Source organism: Corynebacterium sp. EPI-003-04-2554_SCH2473622, from assembly GCF_001665955.1.
Lineage (GTDB): Bacteria > Actinomycetota > Actinomycetes > Mycobacteriales > Mycobacteriaceae > Corynebacterium > Corynebacterium pseudodiphtheriticum.
On sequence record NZ_LZMN01000080.1, the window covers coordinates 1 to 20524 of the forward strand.

Annotated in this window: 16 protein-coding genes and 1 pseudogene; 9 read left to right on the forward strand and 8 right to left on the reverse strand. The window is 56.4% G+C overall.

Going from position 1 to position 20524, the window contains the following annotated elements:
* Positions 1–11: 11 nt before the first annotated feature.
* Entirely contained in the window at positions 12–257 is a 246-nt protein-coding gene (locus A5774_RS12040) for a hypothetical protein (RefSeq protein ID WP_369815552.1), read from the forward strand.
* On the opposite strand, the pseudogene A5774_RS09355 reads toward A5774_RS12040, so the two are convergent.
* Positions 243–1022 (reverse strand): annotated as a pseudogene (locus A5774_RS09355) (Cj0069 family protein); the annotation flags it as partial. The gene A5774_RS12040 and the pseudogene A5774_RS09355 sit on opposite strands and share 15 nt — an antisense overlap.
* 120 nt (positions 1023–1142) lie before the next feature.
* Between A5774_RS09355 and A5774_RS09360 the strand changes: the two are divergent.
* The 4 genes from A5774_RS09360 to A5774_RS09375 all read left to right on the forward strand — a co-directional run bounded on the left by A5774_RS09360 (position 1143) and on the right by A5774_RS09375 (position 5904).
* Positions 1143–2033 carry a sulfurtransferase gene (locus A5774_RS09360; RefSeq protein WP_064834565.1) on the forward strand — a complete coding sequence of 297 codons (891 nt, stop codon included), beginning with the start codon at positions 1143–1145 and terminating at the stop codon, positions 2031–2033.
* Positions 2034–2214: 181 nt separating this feature from the next.
* Positions 2215–3993, forward strand: coding sequence for an acetyl/propionyl/methylcrotonyl-CoA carboxylase subunit alpha (locus A5774_RS09365; protein ID WP_064834567.1), 1779 nt, complete (start codon positions 2215–2217; stop codon positions 3991–3993).
* A 59-nt stretch (positions 3994–4052) separates the two neighbouring features.
* The gene (locus tag A5774_RS09370) at positions 4053–4553 is read left to right on the forward strand and encodes a GNAT family N-acetyltransferase (RefSeq protein ID WP_021351845.1); all 501 of its coding nucleotides are present in this window, start codon (positions 4053–4055) and stop codon (positions 4551–4553) included.
* Positions 4554–4797: 244 nt separating this feature from the next.
* On the forward strand, positions 4798–5904 hold the full coding sequence (locus A5774_RS09375) for an ABC transporter substrate-binding protein (protein ID WP_156519605.1): 1107 nt from the start codon (positions 4798–4800) through the stop codon (positions 5902–5904).
* A 31-nt stretch (positions 5905–5935) separates the two neighbouring features.
* Here the strand turns inward: A5774_RS09375 and A5774_RS09380 are convergent, their stop codons facing one another.
* The 5 genes from A5774_RS09380 to upp form a co-directional block, all read right to left on the reverse strand.
* Complete coding sequence (locus A5774_RS09380; protein WP_027017580.1) at positions 5936–9364, reverse strand: pyruvate carboxylase; 3429 nt, start codon at positions 9362–9364, stop codon at positions 5936–5938.
* A 165-nt stretch (positions 9365–9529) separates the two neighbouring features.
* Positions 9530–10936: an NAD(P)H-quinone dehydrogenase gene (locus A5774_RS09385; RefSeq protein WP_021351848.1), complete on the reverse strand. Its 1407-nt coding sequence runs from the start codon at positions 10934–10936 to the stop codon at positions 9530–9532.
* A 202-nt stretch (positions 10937–11138) separates the two neighbouring features.
* The gene (locus tag A5774_RS09390) at positions 11139–12329 is read right to left on the reverse strand and encodes an amidohydrolase (RefSeq protein WP_023019062.1); all 1191 of its coding nucleotides are present in this window, start codon (positions 12327–12329) and stop codon (positions 11139–11141) included.
* A gap of 107 nt (positions 12330–12436) precedes the next feature.
* Positions 12437–12898 (reverse strand): helix-turn-helix domain-containing protein, encoded by a 462-nt coding sequence (locus A5774_RS09395; RefSeq protein ID WP_064834571.1) that lies wholly within the window; start codon positions 12896–12898, stop codon positions 12437–12439.
* Between the two features lie 210 nt (positions 12899–13108).
* A complete protein-coding gene (gene upp, locus A5774_RS09400; protein ID WP_027017579.1) occupies positions 13109–13744 on the reverse strand; it encodes a uracil phosphoribosyltransferase in 636 nt (211 codons plus the stop codon).
* Between the two features lie 89 nt (positions 13745–13833).
* On the opposite strand from upp, the gene A5774_RS09405 reads away from it, so the two are divergent.
* From A5774_RS09405 to A5774_RS09415, 3 genes are all read left to right on the forward strand, one after another.
* A complete protein-coding gene (locus A5774_RS09405) occupies positions 13834–14205 on the forward strand; it encodes a hypothetical protein (RefSeq protein ID WP_021351852.1) in 372 nt (123 codons plus the stop codon).
* Between the two features lie 12 nt (positions 14206–14217).
* Entirely contained in the window at positions 14218–15234 is a 1017-nt protein-coding gene (locus A5774_RS09410; RefSeq protein ID WP_021351853.1) for a C40 family peptidase, read from the forward strand.
* A 134-nt stretch (positions 15235–15368) separates the two neighbouring features.
* A complete protein-coding gene (locus A5774_RS09415; RefSeq protein WP_027017578.1) occupies positions 15369–16619 on the forward strand; it encodes a hypothetical protein in 1251 nt (416 codons plus the stop codon).
* Here the strand turns inward: A5774_RS09415 and A5774_RS09420 are convergent.
* Positions 16616–17680, reverse strand: a complete 1065-nt coding sequence (locus tag A5774_RS09420; RefSeq protein WP_051619207.1) for a hypothetical protein — start codon at positions 17678–17680, stop codon at positions 16616–16618. The two genes, A5774_RS09415 and A5774_RS09420, sit on opposite strands and share 4 nt — an antisense overlap.
* Positions 17681–17834: 154 nt before the next feature.
* Here A5774_RS09420 and A5774_RS09425 point away from each other — a divergent pair, with 154 nt between their 5' ends.
* Positions 17835–19238 (forward strand): D-alanyl-D-alanine carboxypeptidase family protein, encoded by a 1404-nt coding sequence (locus A5774_RS09425; protein WP_064834573.1) that lies wholly within the window; start codon positions 17835–17837, stop codon positions 19236–19238.
* Between the two features lie 68 nt (positions 19239–19306).
* Here the strand turns inward: A5774_RS09425 and A5774_RS09430 are convergent, their stop codons facing one another.
* Positions 19307–20395, reverse strand: coding sequence for a YhjD/YihY/BrkB family envelope integrity protein (locus tag A5774_RS09430; RefSeq protein ID WP_064834575.1), 1089 nt, complete (start codon positions 20393–20395; stop codon positions 19307–19309).
* Between the last annotated feature and the right edge of the window lie 129 nt (positions 20396–20524).

Sequence of the window (20524 nt, forward strand, 5' to 3'; positions counted from 1 at the left end):
CTCCGGTTTCGGTGATTCACAAGAAGCCTGCTGCGGGCGGCAACAACTTCTCGGCGACGCTATTTTCTGGTGCGCACTACACCCATGATGCCCCGGAGGCATGGCCGGATTTGTTGGCCGTGTTTGATCGTTTCCGCCCGGTGCTTGCTGAGCGTTTGGGCGGTGAATTGGGTGGCACGATGCCATTGCTGTGGACCGCTGATTTTATTCTGGCCGACGGCGACGATGGAGCAGAAAGCGTGCGCACCAGAAAATAGCGTCGCCGAGAAGTTGTTGCCGCCCGCAGCAGGCTTCTTGTGAATCACCGAAACCGGAGTATCACCGACAACCAAGACACGGATCTCGCCTTCCACAATGCGCGGCAAAAAGCGCATGTCTACGAGCATGCCGTTGTCGCCCTCCAGATAGGCCTCACACTGCGTCATGAATTCCGCCAGCGTGTGGGTTTCAGTATGGTTGTCCACGGCCTCGGTACAGGTGACCTGGGCATCGCCCGCCACCGGTTGCCCAGACCCAGGCCGCGCAGACTCATCGGCAAGCTGTACGCGCCAAATACCCTCCCCGGTAGAGCCGCGGTTTTGCTTGAGCACACGCTCACCGCTAGCTAGGGAGATTGGGAAAGCCTGCCGGAAGCTGTCTACGTCGTAATATGCTGCGGTGTCTGCGGGAACCAGTGGAGTGTCATTCAGCTTGACCAATGCGTCTTTCGCGCCATACGCCAGCATTTCTGCTGGGCGGGAGAATGCGGCCAGGCCAGCGTCGGCAAGCCTTTCTAACAAGGCAAAATACCCTTCCTCGCCACCAGGGATATTGCCCGGGTTTACTCGCGAGATATAGGCATCGAAGGAGCCGGACACGTAGTCGAATAATTTATCGGACCACTCCGGGCGGTACACAACCACTTCCGCGTGCCAGCCTTGCGCCCGCAAAGCATCAAGAATGGGCTGGGTATCGACGCGGTTGCCGTGGATGGTTTTGTCGTTTCCGCCTTCCACTTCAAAGACTACGACGGCCCGGTGGATTGCGTCTGCTGCGCGCGTGGTGTCAGGTTTCTGGGCGTCCGTGCTCATGGCTGCTCCTTGCATAGGAAGTTTTCGATAAGATTTAATGGTGTACTTTCCCGCCGTCTGAAAGGCTAACCCGTGGCTATTGCATTCGATAACCATCCCTCGTTTCGGGAATATGCGGAACCTGGACGGTTAGTTTCCGCCTCGTGGCTATCCGCACGCTTGGGCGTAAAAGGTTTGCACGTCGTTGAGTGTAATGAAGACTCCGTGCTTTATAACATCGGGCACTTGCCGTCCGCCCTGCGCATCAACCCCGACGAGCTGATTGACCCCACGACCTTGGACATTATCGACGGTGAGGGTTTTTCCGCGCTGTTATCCCGCCTGGGCATTGGCCGGGATGACACCGTGGTTTTCTATGGTGATCGGAGCAACCGGTGGGCGTGCTTCGCGCTGTGGGTTTTCGAGTTGTTTGGGCACCCGGACACGCGCATTTTAGATGGTGGCCGTGAAGGCTGGATGCAGGAAGAACGGGACACTTCCCTTAGCCCGGCGTTGGTGCTGAGCCCATCGCATTATCCGGTGTGCGAACGCGATGATTCCGACGCCCGAGCATTTGTGGATGAGCTTGCCGACGACGATTCCATAACGGCAATCGATGTGCGCTCTGCCGCGGAATTTTCCGGGTTGCCTAGCGAGCAGGCAGCAGCGCGCTTTGAGCTGGGATCAGGCCCTGGTGCGGTGACGGCGCGTCGACAAGGTCACGTTCCTGGCGCTAAGCATTTACCGTGGAAATCGCTGATAACTCCGAGTGGCATGTTCCGTTCCCGTAAGGAGCTCGAGAAAGTCTGGCCAGCACAGTCAAGCGTAATTTATTCGCAGGTAGGCGCACGCGCCGCACTAGTGTGGTTCATTGGCCGGTTCTTGTTGGGGCACACAGAAACTCGAATTTATGACGGCGGTTGGTCCGAATGGGGCAACATGGTCGGCATGCCTATTGAAACGGGCAGTGACGCCGAAGAATAAAGCGACGCCGAAAAATAATTAGCCGATGCCGCGATTTTGGTTTTTGCACGATTTTCGGCATGATTTTGGAACACAAACCAAAACCTGATGGTTTTCTCATGTTTTGGTGTGTAAGAATAGACTGAGACGGATTCACGAATTGTGCAACGATTTTTTACTTTAAGCGCTATGGAGGGCCAACGTGGCTGAACAGACAAAGATCACCAAGGTATTGATCGCCAACCGCGGAGAGATCGCGGTACGCATCATCCGCGCCGCCAAGGACGCCGGCATCGGCTCCGTGGCCGTCTATGCGGAACCCGACACCAACGCGCCTTTCGTTGGGCTTGCCGACGAAGCTTTCGCCTTGGGTGGCTCCACGTCTGCAGAGTCATATTTGGACTTCCACAAAGTACTCGACGCCGCGAAGAAATCCGGCGCCAACGCCATCCACCCTGGCTACGGCTTCCTATCCGAAAATGCCGATTTCGCACAAGCAGTCATCGACGCCGGCTTTATCTGGATTGGCCCCTCACCAGAAGCCATCGCGAACCTAGGCGATAAAGTCACCGCGCGCCATATCGCAGAAAAAGCTGAAGCCCCGATGGCACCGGGCACCAAAGATCCAGTCGCTGACGCCGCAGAAGTGGAAGCTTTCGCGGACGCACACGGCCTGCCCATCGCCATTAAAGCCGCATTTGGTGGTGGTGGCCGTGGCATGAAAGTCGCCTACGAGCGCGAAGAAGTTGCCGAACTTTTTGAATCCGCCACCCGTGAAGCGACTGCCGCCTTCGGCCGCGGAGAATGCTTCGTCGAACGTTACCTCGACCGTGCCCGCCACGTGGAAGCCCAGGTGCTGGCCGACCAGCACGGCAACGTCATCGTCGCCGGCACGCGTGACTGTTCACTACAGCGTCGTTTCCAAAAATTGGTGGAAGAAGCCCCAGCCCCGTTCTTGACGGACGCGCAGCGCGCAGAAATCCACGAATCGTCCAAACGCATCTGCCGTGAGGCCGGTTATTACGGTGCCGGAACCGTCGAGTTCTTGGTGGGTTCCGACGGCCTGATTTCCTTCTTGGAGGTCAATACCCGACTGCAGGTAGAACACCCGGTTACGGAGGTAACCACCGGCATCGATTTGGTGCGCGAGCAGTTCCGCATCGCCGAAGGGCAAAAACTGCGCTTTAGCGAAGACCCCACCCCAGTCGGCCATGCCTTTGAATTCCGCATCAACGGCGAGGATCCAGGCGCAAATTTCATGCCCACACCAGGCACCGTGGCGACTTATTCCGAGCCGGCCGGCCCCGGTATCCGCGTGGATTCCGGCGTACGCCAGGGCACCGTAATCGGCGGCCAGTTCGACTCCATGCTGGCCAAGCTGATCGTGCACGCGGAAAACCGCGAAGAAGCCCTAGCGCGTTCTCGCCGTGCACTGGATGAGTTCCTGGTCGACGGCATGCCCACGGTCATCCCTTTCCACCGCACAATCATCGACGATCCGGCTTTCGCATCCGCCGATGCCGAAGGTTTTACGGTATACACCAAGTGGATCGAAGAAGAATGGAACAACGAGCTCGCTGCTTTTTCTGGGGAACACGTGGAACCAGAAGCCGAAGCCGACTTGCCACCGCAGAAATACGTTGTCGAAATCGACGGGCGTCGCATCGAAGTTGCACTGCCTGGCTCATTGACTGTTGGCGGTGGCGGAGAAGCGCCAAAGAAGAAGGCAAAGAAACGTCGCGGCGGTAGCTCTAAGGCCGCCGTGTCCGGTGATGCCGTCACTGCTCCAATGCAAGGCACCGTGATCAAGGTGGCTGTGGAAGAAAACCAAGAGGTCGCAGAAGGCGATGTCATCGTCGTGCTGGAAGCCATGAAAATGGAAAACCCGGTGAAAGCCCACAAAGCTGGCACAGTGACTGGCCTGCAAATCGCTGAAGGTGGACAAATCGGCAAAGGCGATGTCATGTTGGAGATCAAATAAGTCATCTTCCCCAAAATGTGTAGCCCACGCTATATAGATTTCGGTTATCCTAGGTAGCTATGACTAACGACACAACTATCACCCTGCGCCCGGCTACTAACGAGGACCGCACCTACCTATCCCGTCTGCACTACTTAGCTGACGTTTTCGGCGACGAGTCCCGCGATCTCCCGGAAAGCGAAGCCGCTGATCACCACAAATACGTCAACCAGTGGGATCCGTACACCCAGGGTGGCATCATCGCGGTATCAAGCCACGCGGTACCCGCTGGCGGTTTGTTCCTGCGCTACTGGAAGTCCAATAATCCTGGTTCTGGCTGGGTTGGCTACCCAGAGGTTCCGGAGCTCGTGATCGCGGTTGAGCGCCGCTATGCCGGCCTCGGGTTGGGCACTCGCCTCTTGGAGGCCGGTGTGGAGCTCGCGCGCGCACAAGGCGCCCCAGGCATCTCTTTGTTCGTGGATAAGGACAACCCACGTGCGCGTTCGCGCTATGAGAAATTCGGCTTCGAATACAAGACAGATTCCACAATGGTCAAGTGGTTCGCGACTCCACGCGTTTAGCGGGGCGTTGTGGGAGTCTAGCGGGGCCGGTCTGCACGTTGAGCGGGATTTAACCCGCCACGGCTCCGTGGCTATTTCATGGTCTCCACATCATCACCACCGCTTCATCACCCAGCTTCACAATAACTTATAAATTTGGCTATGCTAACCTATTGGTCGTAATAAGGGTGGACTAGCAACACCGTACGCTAGTTCGGCGTTGCTGGTCTGCACTTCAGTTTTGCGACCAGGAGGTACAGCCACAGTGCCAGCATCCCCACTGCCCGAAGCAGCAGCGGTTTCCTCACCACTTCCCCACAGGCAATTCTCCCCACACCCAACGTCGATAAGCAGACAATCGCTCGGCAGCCCATTCCACAGCCGGAAGGCCAGAAACGCATTCCTCGCAGTCGCCTGCAGCTTGGGGCTACTGACTGCATGTACCGCACCAGCCGATGATTCTGCGCACCCCAGCCAGAATACAACCACCGGCACTGCAGACAGCACAGAATCGTCTGCTACACGGACAATTTCGCACGCAATGGGATCGACGGAGCTGGGCGAAGAAATTACCACCGTCGCAGCACTCGACCGCACGGTATTGGACCCAGCTATCGCTCTGGGCTTGCACGTCGTTGGCTTCACCGAGCTCCAAGGGGGCAGCGAAATCCCTGCTTATTTCGGCGATGATGGCGAGAAATACGCAGGCGACGCGGTCTCGGTTGGTGAACTTAATGACCCGTCATTAGAGAAAATCGCTGCGCTGAAACCCGATGCGATCTTGTCGTCGAAAGTCCGGCATGAAGATCTCTACGAACGGATGAGCAGCATCGCGCCGACGGTTTTTTCTGATTCTGGAGGCCATGGCTGGAAAGACAGCTTGCGCCTGGTAGGTGAAGTAGCGGATAAAACCGAAAAAGCCGACGAGCTGATCACCGAATACGAAGAGCGTGCTGCGCGCATCGGTGATCGCGTACGCGAAAAGCTCGGGAAAAACCCGAGCGTGACGTCCGTGCGATTCGTCGATGGGCCGACTCGGATCTATAAAGACGACAGCTATATCGGGGTGATCTTTGCCGATCTCGGCTTCGCACGAAATGACGCTTCCACCGGCACTGGGTTCACCACCGAAATTTCCGCAGAAGAAATCGCCAAAGCGGATGCAGACTACATCTTTACCAGCGCGTATGGCGACAACGATGGCGAAGCCGCAAAGACACAAGAAGAATTCCAGCGCAATCCGCTCTGGAACCAACTGAAAGGTGAGATCCACGATGTCGACGACACCATTTGGATGAGCGCCGTCGGCATTTATGGAGCAAACGAAGTACTCGACGATATCGCCGAGTACTTCGAAGTGGACGCAGACTAGCTGGACAGAGACTAGCTAGTCTAGTCTCGCACTAGTCTTCCTTGATCACTACGATCAGGTCTCCACCTTCCACGCTAGTGGCTTGGCCCATCGCAACCCGTTCGATGGTGCCATCCACGGTCGCGGAAATCTGGGCTTCCATCTTCATCGCCTCGATAATGGCAACTTCGTCGCCAGCAGAAACCTTGTCACCAACCTGTGCGGTTGGGTTCACCACACCAGCAAATGGCGCTGCAACGTGGCCAGGGTTAGACTTATCGGCCTTTTCCACAGACGCGACGGATGATTCCACTGAGTTGTCGCGGACCTTGATCGGGCGGATCTGGCCATTGACGTTCATCACGACATTGCAGATGCCCTTCTCATCCGGATCACCCACGGCATCCAGACGTACCACCATGGATGGCGGAGTGGAGCCTGTCTCGTCCGGAGCAAAGTGCAACACGGTTTCTTCGCCTTCCACCAAGCCATAGAAGAAGACGCGATCATCCAACGCGGAAGTATCGCCGTAGCGGCGCTTGAATTCTGCGAATTCTTCCACCTGCTTCGGGAACAATAGACGATCCAGCCCGCCGCGGCGCACCCACTTATCGTCGTCGGCAAGCGCTTTTTCTTCTTCTTCCGGCACCTCGGTCAAAGCCGGTTTCGAATCAGAGCGGCCCGCTAGTGCTTTATCTTTCAGCTCTGGCCAACCAGCTGGTGGGGTACCCAACTCACCGCGCAAGAACGCAATGACCGAATCCGGGATGTCATATTTCTGCGGATCAGCCGCGAAATCTTCCGGCGAGACATTTGCTCCCACCAAGTGCAGCGCCAAGTCGCCCACTACCTTGGACGATGGCGTGACTTTGGTAGGGCGCCCCAGCATCTCGTTCACGGCGGCATAGGTGTCTTCGATCAACTCGAAGCGATCGGCCAAGCCCAGCGCGCTGGCCTGGGTACGCAAGTTAGATAGCTGGCCGCCCGGGATTTCGTGCTTGTACACGCGGCCCGTCGGCCCAGGAATACCAGACTCAAACGGTGCATACACTTGCCGCACTGCTTCCCAATACGGTTCCAGATCGCCTACAGCCTGCAGATCCAGACCAGTATCGCGGTCAGTATTTTCGAAGGCAGCCACAATCGCCGACAGTGATGGCTGCGACGTGGTGCCGGCCAATGGAGCCGAAGCCCCGTCGACCGCATCCGCACCTGCGTTGGCTGCTGCCAAATACGTTGCAAGTTGGCCGCCAGCGGTGTCGTGCGTATGCACGTGCACCGGCAAATCGAAGTTCTTGCGAAGTTCAGTAATTAACTTGCTGGCGGCTGCCGGACGCAGCAAGCCCGCCATATCCTTGATTGCCAATACGTGCGCACCGGATTTCACAATCTCTTCTGCCAGGCGCAGGTAGTAATCCAGAGTGTAAATATTCTCTTTCGGCGAAGCCATATCACCCGAGTAGGCCAGAGCTACTTCGGCGACCGACTTGTTGGTTTCCAGCACAGCGTCGATAGCTGGGCGCATTTGCGAAACATCATTCAGCGCATCGAAAATACGGAAAATATCGATGCCGGAATCGGAAGCTTCCTGCACGAAGGCCTTAGCGACGGCATCCGGGTACGGCGTGTAGCCAACGGTGTTGCGCCCACGCAGCAGCATTTGCAGGTTGATGTTTGGCATCTCTTTACGCAGCAGATCCAAGCGCTGCCAAGGATCTTCATGCAAGAAACGCATAGAGACGTCGTAAGTAGCACCGCCCCAGGCTTCCACGGAGTACAGATCCGGGGTCATGCGTGCGACATGCTGGGCCGCAGCGAACAGCGTAGAGGTACGCACGCGGGTAGCCAGCAATGACTGGTGTGCATCGCGGAACGTGGTATCGGTGACCGCCAGCGCATCTTGCTCGCGGATCGATTTCGCGAAACCTTCTGGGCCGAGCTCCAGCAAGCGATCACGGGAGCCCTTCGGGATCTCCGGGGACAATTTCTTTGGCAGCTTATCGAAAGCACGCAGCGCAGTTGGGCGTTCACCGTGTGGTTTATTCACGGTCATATCTGCGATGTATTCCAAGATCCGGCCTGGCTCATCATCAGCTGGTGGCGCTTCCAGCAGATGTGGGTGATCCGCAATGAAGCCAGTGTTAATGCGTTTATTCGCGAATTCTGGTTCGCGCAGCAAGGCGCGCAGGAAGCCGATATTCGTCGAGACACCGGTGACGGTGAATTCGTTCAGTGCGCGCTGGGCACGGGCTACAGCGATCTGGAAATCCGCACCACGGCAAGTCATTTTCACCAGCAGCGAGTCAAAATTCGGGGTGATCTCAGCCCCGACAGAGGTAGCGCCATCCAGACGTACACCCGCACCGCCCGGCGAACGGTACGACGACACCGTGCCGGTATCCGGGCGGAAGCCGTTGGCAGGATCCTCAGTGGTAATACGGCACTGCAACGCGGCACCGGAAAGTGTGATGGAATCCTGTGTCAGACCCAATTCGTGCAGCGTCGCACCAGCAGCAATGTGCATTTGCGATTTCACGATATCGACCGAAGTAACTTCCTCGGTGACGGTATGTTCCACCTGCACACGCGGGTTCATTTCAATGAAGACGTGCTTGCCGTTTTCGTCGACAAGAAACTCGACTGTACCGGCACCCTCATAATTGATGTGTTCACAGAATCGCACCGCGTCGGCACAAATCTTTTCCCGCAGCTCAGCATCCAAAAACTGCGCCGGAGCAATTTCAACAACTTTTTGGTGACGACGCTGCAACGAGCAGTCACGCTCATACAGGTGCACCACGTTGCCGTGCGAATCCGCCAGGATCTGGACCTCGATGTGCTGTGGCTTAATCACCGCGGTCTCTAGATAAACACTAGCGTCTCCGAATGCGGCCTCGGCTTCACGAGAAGCTTCGGAGATTTTGGTGCGCAGCTCTTTCTCGTTTTTCACAAAGCGCATGCCACGCCCGCCACCACCAGCCACGGCTTTGACGAACAGCGGATATTCAAAGTCTGCGGAATACTCCACCAGCGTATCGACATCCGACGACGGTTTCGAATCCTTCAGCGTCGGCAAGCCAGCTTCTTCTGCAGCATGAACAGCCGCGGCCTTATCACCGGTCAGGTGCAAAGTATCTTCTGTTGGCCCAATGAATTTGATTCCGTTTTCGGCGCACTTGCGTGCCAAATCCGCACGCTCAGACAAGAAACCATAGCCCGGATAAACCGCGTCCGCACCAGATTTCTTCGCAGCGCGAATGATTTCGTCGACGTCCAGATATGCCTTAACCGGCTGAGCTTCCGCACCAATCCGCACTGCCTCATCGGCAAAAGCACGGTGGAAAGAGTTGCGGTCTTCTTTCGGATACACCGCGACGGTACGCGCGCCGGTCTCGAAAGCGGCGCGGAATGCGCGAACGGCAATTTCGCCGCGGTTAGCAACAAGAATTTTGTTGAAGGCTGGCAAGCCTGACTGTGGCACGTCATTTTCCTTTCGGATATACACATGAGAAATCACCCACCCACATCGTCACACACCGCCTCACCGGCTGAGCGTTACAGATTGTTGGGTAATCTAGGTCTCAATATACTAAACCCGCCGTGGGTGACGGCGGGAGGGGTGATATCTCGATAGAAAATACGCAGCTTAAGTCAGCGTATCTGGGGCAATCAGGCGACGAGCTGCCTCGGTGATCGAACCAGACAGTGACGGGTACACGGCAAAAGAATCCGCCAGATCCGTCACAGTGAGGTTGTTTGCCACCGCAACCGCGATCGGCAAAATCAGCTCCGAAGCATGCGGAGCAACGACCACGCCACCAATAACCAGGTCGGATTGCCCACGGCAGAAAATCTTCACAAAACCATGGCGCAGCGAACGCATCTTCGCACGTGGGTTGGTGTGCAACGGCAATTTAAACTTCCGGGCCAGCACTTCCCCATCTTCGATTTCTTTTTCTGTCACTCCCACAGCCGCGATCTCCGGACGAGTGAACACCGCGGTAGCCACCGTCTTCAAACGCAATGGCGAGACACCTTCGCCTAGTGCGTGGTAGGCCGCGATACGGCCCTGCATAGCAGCCACCGATGCTAATGGGAACAGGTTCGAGCAATCGCCAGCGGCATAAACATTCGGCACGTTGGTACGCGAGACGCGGTCCACCTTGATGTGGCCAGACTTTTCCATCTCCACACCTAGGCGCTCCAGACCCATATTGGAGGTATTCGGGATGGAACCAATCGACAGCAGCGCATGCGAGCCATGAATTTCACGGCCGTCGTCAGTGATCACCACAACGCCTTGCCCACCTTCACCGTCAGTGCGCTTGATCTCGGAAACACGCGCGTGCTTTTCCAGTTCCACGCCACGCTCGGCCAGCACTTCCTCCAGAGTATCGGCAGCATCGGCGTCGTCATGCGGCAAAATACGATCACGTGAGGCCACCATGGTGACCTTCACATCCAGCTCAGAGAACGCGGAGACAAACTCGGCACCAGTAACACCGGAACCAACCACAATGAGGTGCTCTGGCAGCTCTTCCAAGTTATAAATTTGCTGCCACGTCAAAATCCGTTCACCATCTGGCTGCGCACCCGGCAAAATACGTGGGCTCGCACCGGTGGCCAGCAACACCAGGTCACACGGGATAAGTTCTTCGCGGCCATCTTCTTTATGGGTAGCAGTAACCAGGTGGGTGACGCCGGAAACCATTTCCTCGAAGCTAGCGCGACCGTTAATTACGCGCACGCCCAGCTCTTCCAGGCCTTCGGCGATATCGGCGGACTGGTCATTAGCCAGCACCTGCACACGTTCGTTCAGCGCTTTCACCGAAAGGTTGGTTTCACCAATCCCCTCGTTCAAGCCCATGTCGTCGGCACGGCGCAAGTCAGTTTTAATATTCGCGCCGGCGATAAACGATTTCGATGGAACACAATCCAGCAGCACCGAGTTGCCACCCGGAGCCAGATCATCAATCAAGGTCACTTTGGCACCATATTTAGTTGCCGCCGAGGCTGCTTCATACCCGGCTGGCCCTCCGCCTATGATGACCATTCGCTTTGCGGTGTGAGACACGCGGGCTCCTTACACTCTCATCGAAAATTATGTGCGGTTTGATGTTGTCCGGCCTGCATTTCTCCGGCCTGATGTAGTCGTGGGAACCATCAGAGGGTTAGCAGGATTTGACCTCAGCGGCACGCCCACACACCAGGTTTGGTGTGCAGAACAACGCAGCAAAGATCACATTTAACCCATTCTAACGCGCTTGTTCCTCATAACGCGCAACAATGCCACCAAACAAACGAATGCCGACGGCCAACGAGCGCTCATCCGGGTGGAAGTTTCCCTGATGCAGGTCCTGCATTTCGCCGGTACCCGACCAGCACCCCAGGCGCGCCATAGAACCAGGAACGTGTTCGAGGTACCAGGAAAAATCTTCCCCTCCCGACGATTGCGGAGCTTGCACTGCCGCCTGCGGATCAATGCCGGTCACTGCCTCTGCCAGCAGGGCCGTTGCCACCTCGTCGTTAAGCACAGGTGGTACACCTTGGTCATGCGTAATGGCGTAATCCACCCCGGTTGGGGCCAGGATCTCACCGACGATTCCTGATAATTCCCGACGCAGCCAACGCCACACGCTGATATCCGCGGTGCGCAACGTGCCCATCACTGAACCTTGTTCTGGGATCGCGTTCGGAGCAAATCCCGCGTGAATAGCACCAAAGACTACGACGGTGCCGGTGCGCGGATCCACTCGGCGCGAAAGCACTGCTGGCAATTCCGTCACCAATTTGCCCAGTGCGTAGACGACGTCGCTAGTGAGATGAGGGCGGGAAGTATGCCCACCCGAGCCAGAGACTGCAATTTCAATAACATCTGAGGCCGAGGTAATCGCACCCGTACGGATTCCGATCTGGCCAACTTTCAATTTGGGTTCTGCATGCACCGCGTACAGCGCCGAGACCCCTTCGAGTGCACCCCATTCAATCACATCAACTGCGCCACCAGTCATAACTTCTTCAGCCGGCTGGAAAATTACCCGCACGCCAAAGCTCAAAGCACCGGGATAAGCACTGATCAACTGTCCCAAAGAACACGCCAAGCCCAGCGCAATGGTGGTGTGAATGTCATGCCCGCAAGAATGCGAAACCCCATCAATCTGCGAAGCGAATTCCGCACCGGTGAGCTCTTGAATGGGCAGCGCATCAATATCAGCACGGAAGGCTATGCGACCTTTACCGTGGTCCTCACCGACGTCGACATAAAGTCCCGTTTCTGGGAATCGGTGAGGGTGCAGGCCGTATTCTTCCAGCACCTGGCATAAGAAATCCGTGGTGGCGTATTCCTTGTGGGATAGTTCCGGGTTACGGTGAATGTGGCGACGCCACCCGAGAACCTCGTCGTGATGGTGTTCGATCCACTCAGCAACGAACGAGGCAATATCCATCAACCCGGTCCTTTCTTCAGCTATCTAACAGCTAATCTCCAATTGCGAATCTCGCAATTACTCTTGCACCCTACTCTGCACAGTACACAGGCCCGAATTATACGCTGTTATCTTTTCCTGCGACGTTCTCCCGGGGACCGCTTGGGTGGCGTGATTTCCGCTGTTCCTAACGGTTCTGGTGCGGCGAATTCCGGAAGCTCATCGGTGACTGCCCGCGCCAAATACAGCGGGCTAAACGGGGCTGTGTCATGCTCTGCAACGGGCCACCTGCCCTGCAAATGCGGGGTGGTCGCCGCACACGGACCAGCAATCACCTCATCTACCCCGGGCAACAGCACGCCTGGCGGAACATACAGAATCTGTGCCAGCTTGTACACCGTGGACAACACGGGATCAGCAGCTTTAGCTCCAGATTCGTTACGTTCCAGGTTAGAAATAAGGTTGCGCGAAAGCCCCGATAATTGCGCTAACCGGGTCTGCGATAGCCCGCGCATTTCCCGCAAGGACCGCAGATTATTAGCTAGTGCGTGTCCGTAGCTTGTCCAATACCAGCGGTGATATTCCACCATTGCGTATCCTCCCCCGAAAACAACTGCAATGCGCTCCCACTCTAGTATGAGCGGAACCACACGCGCAGCTGCCACGCGGGGTGAGGCTTGGCCTAGGGCTGGCTAGGATTTGCTCGCGTTTGCTGGCGTTGCCGCCAATTCGGGCTAGCGTTCTAGTGTTTTAGCGCTCTAGTGTTTTTGCGTTTGCCTACAGCCCACGGGCACGGGGAATTAGAGATCAATATTGCGCGGACCATACAGGCGATCACCAGCATCGCCAAGCCCAGGAACAATATAGGCGTCGTCGTTAAGCTCCGGGTCAATGGCCGCGGTGACCAGACGCACCGGCAAACCGGACTCCTCGAGGGCCTGCACACCCGGGCGAGCAGAGACGATGCACACCGCAGTGATGTCACGCGCACCTCGATCAGCCAACAGGCGCAGTGAATGCAGCAAAGAGCCACCAGTTGCCAACATCGGGTCGACCAGGAAGACCGTGCGATCGCTCAAATCATCCGGTAGAGCTTCCAAATACGGAACTGGCTCGTGAGTTTGTTCATCCCGCGCCATCCCGATGAAACCAACTTGTGCATCCGGGATCATTGCCAATGCTGGATCTACCATGCCTAGCCCGGCGCGGATGATCGGCACGATAATCGGCGGGTTCGAAAGCCTGGTGCCGGTGGTTTCGGCAACCGGGGTGTGCAGGGCAAACTCGTCGATGTCTAAGTTGCGTGCGGCTTCATACACCAGCATGGAGCCTAAGTCTTTCAATGCTGCGCGAAAAGCTGCATTGTCGCTGCGTTGATCGCGCAGCAAGCTCAAACGCGCGGCGGCCAGGGGGTGTTCTACCACGGTGATATCCATAGTGCCCATGCTATGCCATGGGGCTGGCTTTGTGGCTGCCGGTGGAAACTCGTGGGAACCATTGTGCATTCACCGCTGTCTAATGGGGCATGACGACGTTCACTTTTGCTTATGACCATGCCACTGCTCTATCCCACGACCTAGAAAAAGCCGCAGGTAGCATCCGTGAACCTGCCCCACCAATGGCCGAGCCTTCCGTTGCCGCCAAAGCAGATGGCCAGCAGGGCCAGCAGGAATTCCGCACCGCTTTAGAACGCGCCACGACTATAACTGCTACACATTCGCGCCGGTTAGCACGGCGTTTACAGCAAGCTGCGGATTCTGGTTTCACCATGGTCCGTGATGCCCAATTGGCAGAATCCAGCACGATCGCCGAATCGAATACGCTTGCCGACGCCCTGCCTGGCCGAAGTACCTCAACCAGCGACAATTTCTCTAACCAACACTCCTCTAATGGATAAGGAGGCGGGCTGATGAACGTCTTGGAAACTATCAACCGCATCAGTGAGCTCGCTCCCGCGCAGCTAGGTGATTTTTCTGCACCCATCATGCCGGATGTCTCCGCTGCTGGTGAATTGGCCGCCATCAGTGGTGCGAGCGCTGCGGATATTGAGGCAGCTGCAAAACTGATCGACGGGAATAATCACCACATCGCAGAAATCACCGCCGAGGCACAAGTAGCGATAACTACCACTGCAGAAAATCTATTGGGAATTGGGCACTCCTTTCTCCAACAGGCTGCCCCTGTAGCACTGACAGCACTGCAACCAGTCCCAGGTGCCGCTGCAGGCGCTATCGCGCAGCTTGACGCCCTAGCACGCAGCCACATGGCGGAAGCGGAAACGGCAGCCAACGAGTTGGACGAACAGCTTTCTGCATTGGCTATGCAGCTGCACGGTATCGCCGAAGAACCGTTTGCACTCGATGATGCTTCACCCACTGCAACACCTCCTAGTCCAGCGCAGTACGCCAGCACCGGAGGCAATGGGACTGCTTACAGCCCGGACAATAACGCTGCTTTCCCTGAAGCAAATTTTGTACCAGCAGCACTAGAAACCACCGAAGGAACTGGCGCTCAAGCTGGCACTCCAACTGGCACAGAAACTGATAACCCGACAGACAACGCAACAGATGATGCCAGTGCCGCCGCCGGGCGCGCAGCCGTTGCTGCTGCCCGAAGCCAGCTGGGAACGCCCTACCAATGGGGCGGAACCACACCTGGTGTCGGATTCGATTGCTCTGGATTCACTCAATGGGCCTGGGGCGAAGCCGGAGTAGATATTCCCCGTTTGGCACATGAACAGGCCGTCGGCCAGCAGGTTTCTGTCAATGAATTGCGCGAAGGAGATCTCGCGGTTTGGGACGGGCACGTAGCCATGTATGCCGGAAACGGGGAGCTTATTGAGGCAGGCAGCCCGGTATCTACTTCACCATTGCGGACCAACAACTTAGACATGAATTTTCACGGTTTCTATCGGCCGACGGCTTAGCAACTCAACAGGCCAAAACCACGCCAAAGCCATGCCGAATCCATCGCCTGCCCCACGCGTCACAGAGCCATCCCAGCACCGTCACAGAACCGTTACAGCACACTGTTTAATCGGGTTCGCTAAACTTAGTGCCCATGAATAATCGCGCGATCATCCCGGTTTCTGTTTCATTCAACAGCGGTGACTTTTACACCCTGTGGGCTCCAACCTGGAAGGAAAACGGCTCGCAATGGGAAGCCTTTCTGGGCGACGATGAAAACGTCTTAGTCTTTCCCACTGTGGCAGAAATGCTGGTGTACTTAGAAAACACCACGAAGCACGACCTGCGTGACCACCCGAAGTGGAAGGATTTCGCAGAACTTCCGGAATACCGCGCGCACCCGGAAGACCGCGATCATTATGACATCGTCGGCTTGCCCCACTACCTGGCCGATCGTCCTTCGTATGACGCCGTCGCTACCTCTGCCAAAATTTTGTCGATCACCAAAGCCCTCGGCAATGTCTGCGCCGATGACGACACGATGATTTTCTTTTCTACCCACTCTGTGCTGAATAACGTGCAGCGCGGCGCTGACCACTACTCTGGCGAACACGGCCTTTCCGAGTGGTCTTCCGTCGGCCGAGCGGTGCTCACCAACTGGAAAAAGATCGAATCGAATCTGGCAAATAGCGTGCGCATTGTTGATGTCACCAAAGAATTCGCCAGCGTCGACAAAACCACCATCGAAGATGCCGAAAAGCGCATCGCTTCTTCGAAGGAGCAAGCCGACCAAGAGCACGCCAAGCGGGAGGAAGAACGCAAGCGCGAGGCAGAAGCAGCCGATCCTTATGATTCCTCAGCCTGGGCCGCGGCAGGTATCGACCCAATTAAGATCACCATCGACGGTAAATCTGTGTACACATTGCGGTGCTATGTCGACGGCGTACCGGTGTTTTTGGGGCGTTTTGGCACCATCAACTCCTTCGCGACCAGCCGCCAGTTGTTGCGCTGGATCATCGAAAATGATGAACACGACCTCGCAAAGGTTTCTACGTGGGAAGACATAGTGACTGCCGCCAACGCCGGTGAACTGGATGTCACGGTGCACCGCGATAACTCCTATAGCTTCCAGGGGCTCACTGAGGACATGGAAAAAGGGCCTGAAGCAGTGGACGTGCCACAAATGTCGGCGTGCTACGAACTACTCGCCGATGCAGCAGACTGGGCTGGTGACGATTCCATCAACTCGTATATGCTGGCCAACCCACGTTTCCAGGATTACCTGGGCTATATGCTCGGCTCACAACAAACCAGCGGCTACGTGCCTTCCAAGCCCTACACCGACCACTCGAAAGGTTGGCGCGGCTTGGAAGACATGCTGGTCAAACGCTTCACGAAGTTCTAGTCTGCGTTCTGGCTTGCGGAGCCGTCCTCAGTTACCGCCCCCGTTTCACCAGCTTCTTCCGCTTCCTCAGATTCATTAGTTCCTTCTGGCTGCCGCAATTCTGCGTCAGCCAGTTTTTCATAGCGCGGCAAAATCTGGGTTTCCAGCAGCTGCTGGCGCTCCGGCTCACTCAAGAAACTAGCCGTGACTGTCTTTGCAGTAAGGTCAAAAAACTCTTCGAGCCCATAGCCGAAGGTCTCGGTAAGCGAATTCATGACATCGCTGCAGCTACCAGCATGTAATTGCCCAGCGGAAATGGTGCAGCGAAACCCCAGCTGCTGCAGCAGCGGCAACGGATGATCCGGAAGCTCATCGACGGCTGCCTCTCCCAAAAATTCGTCGGCAAGATCCCACAGCGGAGTCATTTCCGCAGTGATGCCCCTATCGCGCACCCAACTCGAAATCTTTCCTGGCACAATACCGGTGATATCAGCAGAAAAGTCATCCACCAGCGCCAGCGGGCGACCTAAGCGCAACGCGCCTAGCTGTACAGCGGCGCCAACCGCATTAATACCGGCAGTACCGTCGATCGCGAAGGGCAGATAATTTTCACGCAGCTTCGTGCAAGCAGCGGTCAAGGCCGAACCCACAGCATTCCAGGCAGCATCCCCGCGCAGGATAAACACCATCCCAGCAAAGTTGGGATCCCCCTGCGCTTGTACCGCCAGCTCCGTCAATTCGGAAACGGCAGCACCATCGGCACGCGCGCACACTAACAACCTCGCCTGGATCCCCTCGGCAGCCACGGCATCTAGCGCCGTGGCAAAGGCGTCGGCAAGCACAAAATCATCAGTGCAGAAATCCTCCACCACAACACGTAACTCAAGGTAGACGACATTATCCTCGCGATAGCGGCGCACCGTCGACTGGATGTGTTTGGCCAATTGCTCGCGAGATGCCACCTGGGAACCGTCGTCGGTCTGCGTGGGCAAGTATTCATGGATGCTGACTTTCGGCAGCTCAGTGATCAACTGAGAAGCAAAGTTTTTATGCTCTGGGCTAATCGCAGGAGTCTCAATCATGCATACGATGGTACCGTCCGAATTTCGCGGTCTGAGATTCATTGCCGGTGTTTGTGCGCTGAGCCTAAACACTGTGTTTGCTAAGACAATTGGTTCACCCCGCCTACGGAATAAGCAACGCTGCCGGTCGCGCGGAGTAGAATTATCGGCTGTTATGAATGAGAGCAAACCCGGCCGCCGTGCCATTGTGAGATACAGTTCAACCTGTTGCGCGAATCTTCTGGTCGTCGGCATGGCCACAGGAGCAGCCACGCTTGGCATTGGCGCTTTTGGCTCCGCGTCCCCACACGCTGCCGCAACCCCGCACACTGAGGCGGCCCCGCTGCTTCACGCGCAACAGGAAGAACCCACTCCACTGGAAGGCCCCGCTCCAGCCCCAAGCGAGGCCGACGAGACGGCTGCTCCGGAACCACTCAGCCGCGAGGAAGCACCCGATACCAGCTCGTGCCCGAACCGTGTCCATCCACCACAAGCGCGCACCACCTCTGAGGCTGTCGCACCCGGTCAGCCCTCTCCTACCCCATTACCGCCACTGGAGAAACAAAACTGCGGGGTAAGTACCGCTCCCGGATTTCATGTCGACGAATCCGTCTTGGCGTCGGCCTGGTTGGTTGCCGACATCGATTCTGGCGAGATCATCGCACAAAAAGATCCGCACGGACGCTACCGCCCAGCCTCGATTATCAAAGCATTGCTGGCATTGGTCGCCATTGCAGAGCTGGACCTGGAAAAGACCGTGACCGTCTCGCAGGAATCTGCCGATCAAGTCGGCTCCCGAGTAGGCATCGGCGCCGGTGGCGAATACACCATCGAACAACTGCTGCACGGTTTGTTGCTGGCATCGGGTAATGATGCCGCGCACGCTCTGGCACAGGAACTCGGCGGCGACGAAGCGGCGCTGCGCAAGATCAATAAGCTTGCCGACGAGCTCGGAACCACAGACACCTACGCCGCGAGCTATTCCGGTTTGGACGTGGCCGGAAACTCAGCCTCAGCCTATGACCTGGGGTTGATTTATCGCGCGGCCTACCAAAACCCGACTTTTGACCGCATCGTGAACACCGAATTCATTGCCTTCCCAGGCTTCGACGAGCACGAGGGATTCGAAGTATGGAACGACAACCACCTGTTCATGAATGATCCGGACGGGATGGGCGGTAAAACTGGCTACACCGACGATGCCAACCATACCTTCGTCGGTGCACTGAACCGTGATGGTCGGCGATTGATGGCGGTAATTCTCGATACCACCGTCGACAAGGCCCGCGCGTGGGAGCAGGCGCAGAAGCTATTGCACTCGGGATTCTCTGTGGCACCGGGCACGAATATCGGCATGCTGCAACCAGTCGCCAATGCAGACACCGAACCCACCCTGACACAGGGGGCTAGTCCAGCACCGCAAAATTCCGATGATGCATCGCCAGATAGCGCAGACGCGGACAATGCCGGTACGAATGCTGAACCCCACGAAAAGACGATCTTGATTGTGGTGCTGGCTGTCATCGCCGCTGGCGCCGGAATTGCGGCAATAGCTGGATTTATCTTGCGCAGGCGTTAAGCTCTTTGCCACGGACAACTCTATATTTTCCCAAGATAGCAATTGTTCGGGAAAACGTTATCCAGACGTTATTTTGCCTTAAAGATCCGTCGGAGCGCCCAACCACCGGCGGCACCCAAGCCTGCACCGGCGCCCAGCAGAGTGCGGGTCGATGGACGCTTTTTCACCTCGTGGCGTACTCGGATCACGGCTGGTTCAGGAACCGGAACCTCTTCCGTGGCACGAGCCTGCTTGGTGGTGGCGGTAAACGCAGAAACGTAGAGCACCACACGCCAGATCAGATACAACACAATCATCAAAGCGATGATTGGACCGAAGATTGCACCAGTTGGGCTACCAGTAGCCGAAGACAGAATCACGGTAAACAGCTGCTTGATTACTTCAAAAACAAGTGCGCCAAGTAATGCTCCAATGAAGCCGGCTTTCTTCGGTACCTTCTTACGCGGCAGAATAACCACCAGCCACCACATGACCAGGAAGTTCGCCAGAATACCAATGAACAACGCAGAGAAGAACAGAATATAGTTCAACCCTGGCATCACATCTTCTACATGAAGCCATTCCAAAATGGTAAATACAATACCGGAAGAACCCGCGGCGGTGATACCAAAAGCAATGATAAAGGCGAGAATCAGACCAACTAAGCCCAGCAAATCATTAATCTTCTTGACGACGAAGTTGGCCCCGTCGTTCGGATCCATATTCCACATCGCTGAAATACCGGCACGCAGATTGTGCATCCAGTTCAGACCGGTCCACAGCGCAGTCAAACCACCAATACCGGCGACCGCACCACGGCGTTCGACCGCGCCTTCCAGGATCTCGTTGGCGATTTCGCCCATCTGCCCTTCCAGAGATGCCGTGATCTGATTCTGGAAGCTAGCAAAAAGCTCGGGACGTCCTGCCAGAACCTGTGCAGCCGCAGCGACGATCAACATGGCGATCGGGAAGACCGCCAGCACCGAAAAATAAGTAATACCGGCGGCAAACTGATTACCGCCCTGCGCACCATAACGTTCGACGGTGCGCATAACGTGGTCGAAAAAGTCCGATTTTTGGCGCATCTTGTCGACGAAACCGGGCTCGTCTTCTCGAACTCGCTCGATGCCGTAGTTATCGTGGTTTTTCTCGTTTGACTTTGTGGTGGTGGCTGCCACTTCAGTGTCCTTTAGGTTGGTGTTGGTCGTGCATTCAGGCGGGTTGTCACATATGTGTTGTCACAGACGTGCACTAGCCAGCGCTGACCTACGTTGGCTAGTGCAATCTTAGACTGCCCTGAATTTTCT

Excerpts from the sequence above, each read along its gene's own strand:
- A5774_RS09370 (WP_021351845.1), top strand. The coding sequence starts at position 4,053 with ATGACTAACGACACAACTATCACCCTGCGCCCGGCTACTAACGAGGAC.
- A5774_RS09385 (WP_021351848.1), bottom strand. The coding sequence starts at position 10,936 with ATGGTCATCATAGGCGGAGGGCCAGCCGGGTATGAAGCAGCCTCGGCG.
- A5774_RS09390 (WP_023019062.1), bottom strand. The coding sequence starts at position 12,329 with ATGGATATTGCCTCGTTCGTTGCTGAGTGGATCGAACACCATCACGAC.
- A5774_RS09395 (WP_064834571.1), bottom strand. The coding sequence starts at position 12,898 with ATGGTGGAATATCACCGCTGGTATTGGACAAGCTACGGACACGCACTA.
- upp (WP_027017579.1), bottom strand. The coding sequence starts at position 13,744 with ATGGATATCACCGTGGTAGAACACCCCCTGGCCGCCGCGCGTTTGAGC.
- A5774_RS09405 (WP_021351852.1), top strand. The coding sequence starts at position 13,834 with ATGACGACGTTCACTTTTGCTTATGACCATGCCACTGCTCTATCCCAC.
- A5774_RS09410 (WP_021351853.1), top strand. The coding sequence starts at position 14,218 with ATGAACGTCTTGGAAACTATCAACCGCATCAGTGAGCTCGCTCCCGCG.
- A5774_RS09415 (WP_027017578.1), top strand. The coding sequence starts at position 15,369 with ATGAATAATCGCGCGATCATCCCGGTTTCTGTTTCATTCAACAGCGGT.
- A5774_RS09420 (WP_051619207.1), bottom strand. The coding sequence starts at position 17,680 with ATGATTGAGACTCCTGCGATTAGCCCAGAGCATAAAAACTTTGCTTCT.
- A5774_RS09425 (WP_064834573.1), top strand. The coding sequence starts at position 17,835 with ATGAATGAGAGCAAACCCGGCCGCCGTGCCATTGTGAGATACAGTTCA.